This window comes from Nonomuraea sp. NEAU-A123, from assembly GCF_018603905.1.
Lineage (GTDB): Bacteria > Actinomycetota > Actinomycetes > Streptosporangiales > Streptosporangiaceae > Nonomuraea.
In genome coordinates this window covers 642,019-655,160 of sequence record NZ_JAHFZZ010000007.1, presented here as the reverse complement: position 1 = coordinate 655,160, position 13,142 = coordinate 642,019, and the positions used below count along the sequence as shown (strand labels likewise).

Sequence of the window (13,142 nt, the reverse complement as noted above, 5' to 3'; positions counted from 1 at the left end):
CCTGGCTCCAAAACCAGCATCCCGGCAAGCCCGCCACAGCCAGACGCACCACACGCCTGATGCGCCTGGCCCACGCCTACGGCCTGGCCGCCTAACACCCAGCAACCAAATCAACCAACAGAGTCCTCCAGGAAAACGGCCGCTGAACCCGCACGTGGCCGGGCGCCGTTACGTGCGCATTGTTGACCGTCTCCGGGGTTTCAGTGCCGAGCGCTACCTCGTTGAGGGTTGATGCCCCGGTCTTCCGTTCGAGGGTGCTTCGTGGAGCTGTTCCGTCAAAAGCGGATGGAGTGCCACGAAGCGGATATATGACCATAAAACTAGGCACGAGGGTCTTGTTTGTCAGATGCGGCTTCGCGAAGGATCGAAAGATGAAGGTTGTCTAGGTGCTTGCGGTGCGTCGGTCACGGCCGGAGCGCGCCAGGGGCGTCTGACGTCCTCAAATGGGGGAGGAATCATGGCCGTTGCCCAGTCTCGAGCGAGCTCGTCCAAAGAGCTCTCGCTCGACCTGCCGCTGTTGAGCATCAAGGTCCGCCCTTCGGATCTGCGGATGCCCCATGTCGGGATGCCGCACGTCGGGATGCCGCATCTGGAAATGCCGCACATTTCCCGGCAGGAGGTTGGTCATGCCGTGGACGTGGCCCGGACGCTCCTTCCTCCGCCCGAGCGCATCGCCTACTACGGCGCGCTCGGCGTACTCGCGGCATTCGGGGTGCTCGAGTGGCCGGTGGCCGCCGCCATCGGTGCCGGGACGCTGATCGCGCGGCGCGGATGGGAAGGGAGGAGCAGGTCACCCGCCCGCAGGGCGCAGAGATCCCCGGCCACCGAGCGACCCCGCACCGCGACATCGGCGACCACGGCGACCGCCGCGACCGCCGCGTCGAAGGGCGCCACGTCGCCGAAGCGCGCCGCCTCCTCCACCGCCGTGCCGAAGCGCAGCACCTCGTCGAAGGGTGTCACCGCGACCGCTGCGCCGAAGCGCACCGCCGCGTCGAAGGGCGTCACCGCGACCGCTGCGCCGAAGCGCACCGCTGCGTCGAAGGGCGCCGCCGCGTCGAAGGGCGCCACCGCGACCGCCGCGCCGAAGCGCACCACCGCGTCGAAGAGCGTCACCGCGACCGCCGCGCCGAAGGGCGCTACCTTGCCGAAGGGCGCCGCCTCCTCCACCGCGGCGCCGAAGCGCACCGCCGCGTCGAAGGGCGTCACCGCGACCACCTCGCCGAAGCGCACCACCTCGCCGAAGCGCACCACCTCGCCGAAGCGCACCACCTCGTCAAAGGGCGCCACCTCGCCGAAGCGTGCCGCCTCCTCGACTGCTGCGCCGAAGCGAGCCGCCGCGCCGAAGCGAGCCGCCGCGCCGAAGCGAGCCGCCGCGTCGAGGCGTGCCGCCGCGGCCACCAGTACCTCGGCGAAGGCCTCCTCCCGGCGTAAGTCCGCCTCCTCCACCACGTCACGAGGTGGTCGCAAGAGCACCGCCGGACGTGCGCGGTCGGGCGGGTGAGGTCCGGGTTGCCCCTCGTTCTGAACAGCCTGCGTGCCTGGACGGTTCCGCCAAGGGGGCGACATGTGGCCGTTCTCCGTTGACACCGTCCTGAGCATGCTCCCCGAACCGGTGCGGAGCATGCTCCCGCGCCCACGCCGGATACAGAAGTGCGCAGGCGGAGTCCGGGTGGAACTGCGGCACATCGGCGGCCCCGGCACGGACCGGGTAGCGCGGGCCCTCGAGGACCGGCTGCGCGCGGTCGGCATGGACCGGGCCGAGGTGAACGGCGCGCTCGGCTGCGTGTTCGTGGGCTGCGACGCGGCAACAGCCGATCTGGACAAACTCGTGGCCATCGTCGACGAATTCGATGTGGACGGTGGCGGTCAAGGCGGTCAAGCCGGTGGCCAACTGGCGCTCGACGGTGTGGAGCAGCAGGCCCGCGCCGCGGTGAGTCTCGGCCTGCACCTCCTCGGCACCGGGATCGCCCTGGCCGGGCAGGTCGCCCGCCTGCCGAAGCTGCCGCCGACCGTGCCCGCCGTACTGTCGCTGGCCGAGCACGCCCCGCGGGTCCGCCGGGAGCTGGAGCGGTACATGGGCAGGCCCGCCGCGGACGCGCTGGTCGCGTCGTCGCGCGTCGTCACCCAGACGCTGGCGATGCGGCCCTTGTCGATGTTCGTCGACTCCGTCGCGGCGGCCGGCCGCTACATCGACTCGTGCGCCGGGCGCCGAGCCTGGGAGCTGCGCGAAGAGGAGTTCGCCGACGCCGACGGGGCCTACCGCCATACCCGGGTCGCCGGGCGGCCCCGGCCTGTTCCGCTGCCGCGCGGGCCCATCGAGCGGTACGCCGACGCGGCGAGCGCGGCCACGGTGGCGGCGCAAGCTGTCACCACCTTGGTGAGCCGCGATCACCAGCGCGGGCTTTCCACGCTCATCACGGGTATCCCGAAGGCCGCCCACGTCGGCAGGGACGCTTTCAGCAGCGCCTTCGTGCGTGCCCTCGCCAAACGCGGCGGGATGGTGCTCGACCGCGTCGCGCTGCGCCGCATGGATCGCGTCGACACGGTCGTCCTCGACGCGGCCGTGTTGACCACCGGCGCGTGGACGATCGGCCGTGTCATCCCGCTCGACGGGGACCAGGACTTGGACGAGTTGCACGCGCGGCTCTACACGCTGGTCGACCTCGGCGATCCCGCGGCTTCGCGCGAGCGTGACGGATGGGCGGCCGGACCGTACTCGGCGGCGCGCGAACCCCTGGAAGTACGGAAGTGGCGCCGGCAGGGAGTACGGCCGGTCAGCGTCTCGCGGCAGGGCATCCCGATCGCGCTGGTCGGGCTGGCGCCCGAGCCCCACCCGCTGGCCGAAGCCCTGGTCGCCGCCGCGAAGGGCGCGGGCACCGTGATCCTGGCCGGCGGGGAGGCGGGCCTGGGCCTGCGGCTCGGTGTCGACCGGGTCGTCGACGGCGGCTCCCGGCTGGCCGCCTCGGTGCGGGCGCTGCAGTCCGAAGGACTCGTCGTGGCCGTGGTGTCCCGCACGTCGAGGCGTGGCCTGCGCCAGGCTGACCTGGGCATCGGCGTGCTCAGGGGAGCGCGGCGCGTGCCGTGGGACGCCGACGTGATCAGCGATCTCGACGGGGTCCACTTGCTGCTGCGCTGCGTGCCGTACGCGAAGAGCGCGAGCAGGCGCAGCGTACGGCTGGCCGCCGCGGCGGGGGTCGTCGGCGCGGGTATGGCCGTTCTCGGCCCGGCCGGGACAGCGGTCGCACGGGCGCACCTGATACGCGACTGCACCTCGGTGGCCGCCCTGGTCACGGGGGAGTGGGCCGGACGCGAGGTCAGGCGGACGGCGCCGCCGGTGGACGCCGACCATACGCCGTGGCATGCGATGGCGGTGCCTGACGTCCTCGACCTGCTGCGCACGTCGCCGCACGGGCTGACCGAGAAGGAGGCCGCGCGCCGCAGGACGAAGCCGGCGCGGCCGGGTACCACCGGGCCCACGTCCTTGGCGATGGCGTCCGTCGAAGAGCTCGCCAATCCATTGACGCCGGTGCTGGCCGCGGGCGCGGGCCTGTCGGCCGCGGTCGGTTCCGTTCTGGACGCCGTGCTGATCGGCGGCGTGATGGTGGTCGACGCCGTCATCGGCGGGGCGCAACGGCGCGGCGCCGACAAGGAGCTGCACCGTCTCACCGAGATCACCGCCGTGCGGGTACGGCTGCGCAGGCCCGGCGGCGGCGTCTCCGGTGTCGCCGACGACCTGGTGAAGGGGGACGTGATCGAGCTGCGCGCCGGCGACGCCGTACCGGGCGACGGCAGGCTGATCCAGGCGGTCGGCCTGGAGATCGACGAGTCCACCCTGACCGGCGAGTCGCAGCTCGTGACCAAGACCGACGCGCCCACCGCCGCCGCCGCGATCGCGGATCGCCGATCGATGGTGTACGAGGGCACCACCGTCGCGGCCGGCCACGGCCTGGCCGTGATCGTGGCGATGGGGGAGGAGACCGAGGCGGGCAGGACCGCCAGACTGGCCCACAACGGGCCGCTGGTGAGCGGCGTGGAGTTGCGGCTCCGCAGACTGAGCCGCAGGATCCTGCCCGCCGCGATCGGGTCGGGCGCGTTCCTGATGGTGCTGAACCTGATGCGCGGCTCGCCCCTGTCCGCGGCTCTCGCCCCCGCGGTGAGCCTGGCCGTCGCCGCGGTCCCCGAGGGGCTGCCATTCATCGCCACCGTGGCCGAGCTCGCCTCGAGCAAACGGCTCTCCAAGCGCAATACGCTGGTCCGCAACCCGTCGACGATCGAGGCCCTGGGCCGGGTCGACGTGCTCTGTTTCGACAAGACGGGGACCCTGACCGAAGGCCGCATCAGCCTGCGCCAGGTCTCGGACGGAGACCACGCCCGGCCGCTCGAGACATTGACGCCGGAGCTGAAGGGGATCGTCGGCGCGGCGCTCCGGGCGGGGCCCCGCTTCGACGGCGGGCGGGCCATCCCCCATCCCACGGACCGCGCCGTCGTGGAGGGCGCCGCCAAGCTGCACGTCACGCCCAAGGACGGCCTGGGGGAGTGGCACCGGGTCGACGAGCTGCCCTTCGAACCCGCGCGTGGCTACCACGCGGTGCTCGGCCTGTCGGAGTCGGGCCATCTGCTGAGCATCAAGGGAGCCCCCGAGGTCGTGCTCGACCGCTGTACCCACCTGATCCGCGGCGGCCGGCCGGTCCCCATGGGCGCGAAGAGCAGGCATGAGCTGGAGAAGGAGGTGGACAGGCGCGCGTTGGAGGGATTCCGGGTGCTCGCCGTCGCCGAGCGCCGGGCGTCCAGCCGCGCCGATCTCGACGAGTCCCGCATCGAGCGCCTGTGCTTCCTGGGGTTCCTCTGCCTGGCCGATCCCGTCCGGCCGACGGCGAAGCGGAGCGTCGAGGGACTGATGCGAGCCGGCGTACGGGTCATCATGATCACTGGCGACCATCCGAGCACGGCCGAGGCCATCGCCGCCGAGATCCACGTTCTGAACGGTCAGCGGGTGATGACGGGACCCGAGCTGGAGCGGCTGGACGACGACGCCTTGATCGCGGTGCTGCCGGAGGTGGCGGTGTTCGCGCGCACCACGCCCGAGCACAAGGCCCGCCTCGTCTCCTGCCTGCGGCGCGCGGGCAAGGTGGTGGCCGTCACCGGTGACGGGGCCAATGACGTCCCCGCGATCCGGCTCGCCGACGTCGGCATCGCCCTCGGACCGCAGGCCACCCCCGCCGCCCGGGCCGCCGCCGACATCGTCGTGATCGACGATCGCATCGAGACGATCATCGACGCGATCTCCGAGGGCCGGGCGATGTGGGGCTCCGTCCGCGACTCGCTCGGCATCCTGCTCGGCGGGAACGTCGGAGAGATCGCCTTCACGGTCGGCTCCAGCCTGCTGTCCAGGCGCAGCGCGCTGAACGCCCGCCAACTGCTCCTGGTCAACCTGCTCACCGACATGCTGCCCGCCATGGCCGTGGCCGTTCGCCCACCGGACGCCGAAAGCCCGGAGAAACTGCTCGCCGAGGGGCCGGAGGTCTCGCTCGGCACCGCCCTGACCAGGGACATCTACGTACGCGCCGTCACCACCGCCGCGGCGGCGACCGCGGCGTGGCTGCTCGGCCGGATGACCGGCACGCAGGCCCGCGCGTCCACCGTCGGGCTCATCGGTCTGGTGGGAGCGCAACTGCTGCAGACACTGACGGTGGGGGGCCGGGATCGGACGGTGTTCCTCGCGTCGGTGTCGTCGCTGGCCGCCCTCATGGTGATCGTCTCCGTCCCCGGCCTCAGCCAGGTCTTCGGCTGCCGTCCGGTCGGCCCGTTCGGCTGGGGCATCGGCCTGGGCTGCGCCGTCGTGGCGGCGCTGGTCGCGACGCTGATGGAGCGGGCGAGCGCGGAGTAGTCACCAACGGTTCACCAAACGGACACCATGATTATGGTCAAATTGCAACATTTGGGGTGAATTATCTCACTAACGATGGATTTAGTGATGTGAGGTGCTTGGTGTCGGAATTTCTGGCCTCTGTGCTCGCGAAGGCGGCCATGATGCTCCTGGAAGCGCTGATCACGCGTATCGTCCAGGCCCTCGTCACGTCCCTCATCGGCCGCGCCGCCTTCTCCCCGGCCTGAGCCCTGCCCCGGTGGGGCCTAGATGGTGACGTCGCCGCACAGGTGCACCTCGACGCCCAGGCGGTGGAAGAACGCCGCCTTCGCGAGGAGCGCCTTGTCGGCCGTGGCGGCGTCGGGGGCGTAGGCGATCTGGACGTGGTTGGCCTTGTGGCGGGCCATGAACTGGTCGCGGGTGACCCCGTGGTGGACGACGTGCGCGATCGGCCACTCCGGGTTGGTCGCCGCCCACCGCCGTTCGGTCTCCTCTTCGGGCAGCTCCACGACGGAAGCGCGGCCGATGTCGAGTTGGAGCCGGGCCTCGGCGATGTAGAGGCGGGACCAGACGATCTCCCCGGGCCTGCTCACCCCCTTGATCGTGCCGCCGCCCGCCGGGAAGTACATCGGGTTCTGCCGCCGGCTCACCGCGCCCGCGTACCCGCCCTCCAGATGGGACGGCGGGACGGAGCCGGAGATCTCGTAGACCCAGACGAAGTCGTCCCCGTACCGCTCGCCCCAGCGGACGTCGTGCAGCGTGGTCGCGGGGTCGAGGCCCATGGCGGTCCACACCCGGTTGGTCACCAGAGCGTCCGCGGCCACGCCCTCGTCCGCCTCGTTGAAGTGCGGCAGCGGGGCGTCGTCGTAGAGCACCCGAGTGCCGTCGCGGCTGGTCACCGGCGGGCGGACGACGTTGTTGAGCAGCCCTTCGGCCAGGTCGGATGCCGGGGTGAGGTCCTTCAGCCCCTGCTGGTACTGGATCCCGACGGCGTCCAGGCCGAAGTCGTCGGCGATCCGCAGCGCGGCGACGTACATCTTGCACTGCTCGTGCAGTTGCCGGTCGGTGAGCTCCGTGGCCTCGTCGGCGCCGGTGGCGAACCGCATCCCGGCGGCGGCGAGCCAATCGCGTACGGCCGTCGCCTCGGCGTCCGGCACCTTGAGCATCTCGGCGTACAGGGCGCTCTGGGACAGCCGCTCCTTGTAGATGCCGAGGGGGTTGAGCAACTCGTCGTCGATGATCGCGTTGTACATCCCCATGCAGCCCTCGTCGAAGACGCCGATGATGGCCTTGTCGCGCAGCAGTTCCTCGGCCAGCGCGACGCCGAGCTCGGATTCCGGGCCGGGCGGCAGCGGTGGCAGCGGGCGGACGTGCGAGGAGTCGTGGACGATGTGGCCGGCCTGCACCCAGCTCGCGATGCCGTCCAGGAAGTAGCGGTCGGTGAAGTCGACCGACCAGATCGTCGAGTACGGGCGGCCCATCTTGGTCAGTCCCGCGTTGAGACCGAGCAGCCCGACCAGGCCGGGCCAGGTCCCGTCGAAGTTGGCGACGGTGAGGATCGGCCCCTCGTGGGTGCGGAGACCGGCCAGCACGTGGTGGCTGTACTGCCATACGGCCTCGGCGACGATGAGCGGCGCGTCGGCCGGGATGGTCTTGAAGACCTCCAGGCCCATCCGCTGGCTGTCGATGAAGCCGTGCCCCTTGGCGGGATCCACCTCGTGCGCGCGGACCACGGTCCAGCCGAGGTCGCCGAACGCTGAGGCGACCGCCTTTTCGAGGGTTTCCTGGGCGGGCCAGCCGGCGACGTTGGCCGGCAGGCGCAGGTCGCCGCTGGCGATCAGGTAGGCGGTACGCGGTGCGGCGGAGTGCTCCGCGCGGGCGACAGGCCGGCGGTACGGGCTGGTCATGGCGTCTTCGGCTCCAGATCGGCGAGAGGCAGCCGGGCGAGGACGATTCCCCGGCGCTGCCAGGTGTAGGTGACGAACAGGTGGTCGGAGGTGACGACCGCGGCCGGATAGCTGTACTCGGCGACACCGCTGGTGACGACCCCGGCGTCACCCGGCGCGAAGCCGGTGCCGGAACCGGGGCTGGAACCGGGGCTGGAACCGGGGTCGGTGGGAGTGCCGGAGCTTATGCCGGGAGCGGTGTCGGAGCTGCTGCCGGGCGCGGGGGCGGGGCCGGGGTTCAGGAGTCGCGGGACGGCTGGATCGATGGAGACGGCGCCGTCGTCCACGACCGGCCCCGCGTGCCAGGTCAGCCCGTCGTCGTCCGACAGAGAGACGACGAGCGGGCAGCGGCTGCCCCACGACTCGGCGGCCGGGTTGTGCACGCAGGCCACCCGTCCCGACGGCAGCGCGACCGCGGTGAGGCCGCTGTTGTTGTTCGGCAGGCTCGTGGGCTCGGCGGGCGTCCAGGTGCGCCCGCCGTCGGAGGAGACCGAGCGGTACGCCCGGCCCTCGGTGCTGCGCATCAGCGCGACAGGGCCGCTTGCTCCCCACCACAGCGCGGGCTGGATGTGCCCGGCGCCGGTCAGGGCGGCGTGCTCGACGGGAATCGGGAACCGCGTCCAGCTCAGCCCGCCGTCATCGGACACGTCGACGAACGGATCCCAGCGGGGCCGCTCACCCCACCGCTCCGTCGAGCCCGGCGCCAGCCAGCGCAGGCCGCCGGGAGCGAGCAGCGGCGGGTTCTTGACCGGTCCCCGGCCGCCGGACCGGTCTCCCGGGACGAGTTCACGGACCGGCTCCCACGTGATGCCGCCGTCGTACGAGCAGGTGACCAGCGTGACCCACTCGGAGATGCGCGCGCCCGCCTTGCAGAACAGCCACAGGGCACCGTCCGGCCCCGCCGCCAGCACCGGGTTCCAGTGCGCGACGGCCCTGCCGGTGTCCAGGGTGCGTATCCGGCCGCCTCGGGCGACCCGGATGCGGTTGTCCGGCGTCCCCTCTCTGGTCCCGGCGAACCACGCGACGACGGGAACGCCGCCGATTACCGCGAGCGTGGACGCATGACACTGCGTCCAGCGCGGATCGTCAACGGTCACGAACTCCCGGCGGATCCCCACGGAGTCGGTCGGGCTCACGTGGTCGTGGTCCATGGAGGCGTGGTTCATTCCGGTGCGGGGGATGCCGACGCCGTCTCGGCCAGGCGGGCGATGTGTCGTCGCTCGTCGGGGCCGATCTCGGGGGCAGGCATGCGGAGGGTGCCGGTCCCGCGGCCGAGGTGGCTCAGCGCCAGCTTGATGCCTTCCACGGTGCCGCCCAGCGCGGCCAGCACCTCGTCCACCCGCGCCTGGGCGGAGCGTTCCGCGGCGGCGTCGCCGTCGGCCACGGCGTCGGCGAGCATCGCGAACGGCTCGGGGAACGCCGCCGACAGCCCGGAGACGACTCCGGCGCCGCCGTGGCGGACGACCTCGGCGAGCTTGGTGTCCGCGCCCGACCACAACCGGGCCTGCGGCGGGAGCGCCGCGCGGTACTCCGCGAACCGCTCGGCCGCCAGGCCGCTCAGCTTGGCGCCGGCCAGCCCGGTCTCAGCGGCGATCATGGCGAACTCGGCGGGCTCGACGACCACGCCCGAGCGCTCGCTGAACAGGTAGCCGTAGACGGCGGCCGGACCCGCGGCCGCCGTCACAGCGGCGAAGTGCCGCAGGACGGCGCCGGTGTCGGCGGGCAGGTAGTACGGAGTCAGCGCGGCCAGCCTGCGCGCCCCCAAGGCGACGGCGTCGCGGGTCAGCGCCACCGCGTCTCGGGTGGCCGCGGCGCCGACGTGCACCACGACCCGGTCAGGGCCGAACACGGCCAGCGCGGCCTCGGCCAGCGTACGGCGCTCCGCACGATCCAGCGCCGGGAACTCGCCGGTGGTGCCGCAGACGAAGACACCGTCGAGATGACGCGCGAGATCGGTGAAGTGCGCCTTGGCGGTGGCGTGGTCGAGCTCGCCCGCCTCGTCGAAGAAGGTGGGAACGGCGGCGAGGACCTCCGCCCGGCGTCGGGTATTTTCTGGCATGGCAAAGCCTCGGTTCGTCGTTGGTGACTGGCGGACGGTGACGCGGGTCAGAAGGCGGGCTGCGGGCGCGGTCGCCCACTCAGCGTCGCGCGGATCCGGCTGCAGGAGCCGTCGAGATGAGCGGTGAGCGCGGCCAGCGCGGCGTCGACGTCGCCCGAACGAATGACGTCCCTCAGGTAGACGTGGTCGTCGGCGACGGGGACCAGGTCTCGGTCGGTGTTGGTGATCTCCAACACCGTTGCGAACAGCGGCCGGTGCAGCGCCCAGGTGGCGGTGAGCCAGCGGTTGTCGCCGAGCGTGTAGAACCCGCTGTGGAAATCGAGGTCGGCGGCGGCGAACTTGGCGGCGTCGGCGGCCACGGCCGCCGACTGCATCTGGTCGAGCGCCTCGTCGATCGGGGTCCAGTCGGCCGCGTCGAGACGCGCGATGGCCTCCCGGACGGCCAGGCTCTCCAGGGCGCCGCGCAGCGAGTAAAGCTCCAGGAGATCTTTGTCGGACAGCCCGCGTACGGAGACGCCCCGCTTGCGCGTCTCGACCAGCCCCTCGATCTCGAGCTGGCGAAGCGCGTCGCGGACCGGCCCGCGGCTCACCCCGAAGCGCTCCGCGATCCTGCCCTCGACCAGATGCGTGCCCACGCTCAGCTCGCCGCGCACGATGAGCGATCGGAGCTGGACGAGCAGCTGATCTCCGAGCGGTGGATTGCGCAACGGATTGGTGATCGTCACCAGCTCTCCTCCCATGGTCTTCGCCAACGGTATCCCTGCTTACTGCAGACGGTCAACGTTAACCGATGACCGGTGACCGTTGACGGTTAACCGTTTCCCAAGACATAGTGTGCGGCAACCGAATCCCTGCGGAAACGTTCAAAGCCGCTGGCAGAAAGGGAGGCGCCATGGTTGCGACCCTTCCGAAGACCGACCTCCGCTACACCTGGAAGGTCACGGCATCCAGCTTCCTCGGCAACACGCTGGAGTATTACGACTTCCTCGTCTACGGGACGGCGGCCGCCGTCGTCTTCCCCAAGGTCTTCTTCCCCGACGCCAGCGGCTTCGTTGGCACGCTCTCCGCCTTCGGCACGTTCGCCGTCGGCTTCCTCGCCCGGCCGCTGGGCGGGCTCTTCTTCGGCAGCCGCGGGGACCGGCACGGCCGCAAGTCCACCCTGATGATCACCCTCACGGTGATGGGGCTCAGCACCATCCTCATCGGGTTGCTGCCGTCCTACGGGACGATCGGGATCTGGGCTCCGATCCTGCTGGTGGCGCTGCGGCTGCTTCAGGGATTCGCGGTCGGCGGCGAGTGGGGCGGCTCCATGATCATCGTGCTGGAGTCGGCGCCGCCGAACCGCCGAGGATTCTTCAGCGCCTGGCCAAACACCGGCGGGTTCTCGGCGCAGATCCTCATCACGCTGGTCTTCGCTTACGTCTACACGCTCTCCGATGAGCAACTGCTGAGCTGGGGGTGGCGGATCCCGTTCCTGCTGTCGGCCGTCGTCCTCGTCGTGACGTTCTGGATGCGGCGCAGCCTGCGGGAGACCCCGGTCTTCACCGAAGCCGTCGCCGCCGCGCCGGCGGCGGGCGAGGCGGGCGACGGGGGCGAGGCCGCCGCGAAGCCGGACCGCCCGGCTCATGGTCCGATCCGTACGATCTTCGTCGACGACTGGCGCAACCTGCTGCTGATCGTCGGGCTGCGGTTCGCCGAGGCGCTGCCGTACTTCCTGCTCACGGTGTTCGCGCTGTCCTACGGCACCGGCACGCTCGGCCTGCAGAAGGGCCAGCTGAACAACGCGATCCTCGTCGCGGCCGTGCTCTCCTTCGTCAGCCATGGCGTGTTCGCCGCGATCTCCGACCGGGTCGGGCGGCGGCCGGTCTACTTCTTCGGCGCGGTCGTGGTGTTCGTGATGGCGTTCCCGTTCTTCTTCATGCTGCGCAGCGGGTCGATGGTGCTGATCGTGCTCGGGTACGTGCTGGTGCTCAACCTCGGGCACAACGCCATCAACGCCATCCAGCCCGCGTTCTTCGCCGAGCTGTTCCCGGCGGATCGCCGCTACACCGGCGCCGCGGCGGGCCGCGAGATCGCCTCGATCTTCGCCGGCGGGCTGACCCCGTTCGTGGCCACGGCGCTGGCCGGATCCGACGGCAGCCGGTGGCCGCTGGTCGCCGGGTACGTCATGGTCGGTGCGGTGATCACGATGGTGGCCGTGTACAAGGCGCCGGAGTCCTTCCGCCGCGACCTCAGCGCCACGGGCACGACGGTCCGCTGACGGCGGGTGCTCGGCCGGCCGCGGAAGCGGCGGCACGGTCGAGTTCCGCGGGAGCGGGACAGAAGACGACCTGAAACGCAATGATGGGCTCGGACGTTTCCCGGCTTTTCCCCAAGCTGGAGAGGGCGGCCTATGCCCAGAGCTCGTCGTACAAAGCGGGACAATTCCCCCGCGAGTGGCAAGAAGTCCCCCGAGCGGAAGCCGAGCGAGCCGGTCGAGGAAGGCGCGGGCGGGGCGAGACCGGGCCGAGCCGTGCTGGCGTGGGTGGCCGGGATCGTCGGTGCGGTGATCGTCGCGGCGGTCGGCGCCGTGTTCACCGGCTGGTTCGGCTCGCTCGGGCCCGGCGCCTTCGATGAGATCAGCCGCGAGGCGCCCGTCACGGCCGCCTATGTGAAGACCATCACCGATGGCCCCGACCTCGCCCTGCGCGAGCCTGTGACGGCCGCGCAGGACCGAGCGATCCTGCTGGGCAGGCCCGACGCGGCACAACACGAGGCTTTCCTGGAGCGTTACCGCGCCGCCCCGGTCGGGGAGACGAGGGTCATAGTCGTCCTGAACGGCAACCGCGCCGGCCTGCGGATCGCCGACATCAGACCGCGCATAGTGACCCGCGAGCCGGTGCCCGACGGCGCGCTGCTGAGCCCCGCCCATGCCGGCGAGCAGGGCACCATCGAGGTCGCGGCCGATCTCGACCGGCCGACGCCGCGGTTCACCTCGGTCAAGGATCGCGACACCCCGTACTTCGAGACCAAGCAGATCGATCTGGTCCGGGACGAACGGGTGACCTTCATCATGACGCTCACCGCCTGCAAGGCGTACTACGAGTTCGAACTCGTGGCCACGGTCATCAGCAACGGCCGCGCCGAGCAGGTGGTGATCCGCAGCCCGGGCGGGCTCCCGTTCCGGCTGACCGGTCCCGCGCGGGCTTACCGCACCGTGTACGACGAGTCCTCGATGGGTGGCTGGAGCGTCCGGAGCAAGCCGGGCAAGTACCGGATCGAGGGGTGCTGA

Annotated in this window: 9 protein-coding genes; 4 read left to right on the top strand and 5 right to left on the bottom strand. The window is 71.4% G+C overall.

The genetic code is table 11. The features are described 5' to 3' along the window. Positions 1-678 precede the first annotated feature (678 nt). Positions 679-1,467, bottom strand: coding sequence for a hypothetical protein (locus KLK06_RS25190; protein ID WP_214638021.1), 789 nt, complete (start codon positions 1,465-1,467; stop codon positions 679-681). A 202-nt stretch (positions 1,468-1,669) separates the two neighbouring features. Here KLK06_RS25190 and KLK06_RS25185 point away from each other — a divergent pair, with 202 nt between their 5' ends. Together KLK06_RS25185 and KLK06_RS61600 are read left to right on the top strand one after the other, a co-directional pair. Beyond that, the gene (locus tag KLK06_RS25185) at positions 1,670-5,887 is read left to right on the top strand and encodes an HAD-IC family P-type ATPase (RefSeq protein ID WP_308168428.1); all 4,218 of its coding nucleotides are present in this window, start codon (positions 1,670-1,672) and stop codon (positions 5,885-5,887) included. Between the two features lie 101 nt (positions 5,888-5,988). Next, positions 5,989-6,114, top strand: coding sequence for a hypothetical protein (locus tag KLK06_RS61600; RefSeq protein WP_284735096.1), 126 nt, complete (start codon positions 5,989-5,991; stop codon positions 6,112-6,114). Between the two features lie 18 nt (positions 6,115-6,132). Here the strand turns inward: KLK06_RS61600 and KLK06_RS25180 are convergent, their stop codons facing one another. The 4 genes from KLK06_RS25180 to KLK06_RS25165 are packed head-to-tail and all read right to left on the bottom strand — an operon-like array spanning position 6,133 to position 10,596. After that, a complete protein-coding gene (locus tag KLK06_RS25180; RefSeq protein ID WP_214638019.1) occupies positions 6,133-7,773 on the bottom strand; it encodes a hypothetical protein in 1,641 nt (546 codons plus the stop codon). After that, positions 7,770-8,963 carry a sialidase family protein gene (locus tag KLK06_RS25175; RefSeq protein WP_214638018.1) on the bottom strand — a complete coding sequence of 398 codons (1,194 nt, stop codon included), beginning with the start codon at positions 8,961-8,963 and terminating at the stop codon, positions 7,770-7,772. Before KLK06_RS25175 ends, KLK06_RS25180 begins: the two co-directional genes overlap by 4 nt. A gap of 11 nt (positions 8,964-8,974) precedes the next feature. Further along, a complete protein-coding gene (locus tag KLK06_RS25170; RefSeq protein WP_214638017.1) occupies positions 8,975-9,871 on the bottom strand; it encodes a dihydrodipicolinate synthase family protein in 897 nt (298 codons plus the stop codon). Positions 9,872-9,918: 47 nt separating this feature from the next. Continuing rightward, complete coding sequence (locus KLK06_RS25165) at positions 9,919-10,596, bottom strand: GntR family transcriptional regulator (protein ID WP_214638016.1); 678 nt, start codon at positions 10,594-10,596, stop codon at positions 9,919-9,921. A 167-nt stretch (positions 10,597-10,763) separates the two neighbouring features. Between KLK06_RS25165 and KLK06_RS25160 the strand changes: the two genes are divergently transcribed. Then, positions 10,764-12,131 (top strand): MFS transporter, encoded by a 1,368-nt coding sequence (locus KLK06_RS25160; RefSeq protein WP_214638015.1) that lies wholly within the window; start codon positions 10,764-10,766, stop codon positions 12,129-12,131. Between the two features lie 132 nt (positions 12,132-12,263). Then, the gene (locus KLK06_RS25155) at positions 12,264-13,142 is read left to right on the top strand and encodes a hypothetical protein (protein WP_214638014.1); all 879 of its coding nucleotides are present in this window, start codon (positions 12,264-12,266) and stop codon (positions 13,140-13,142) included.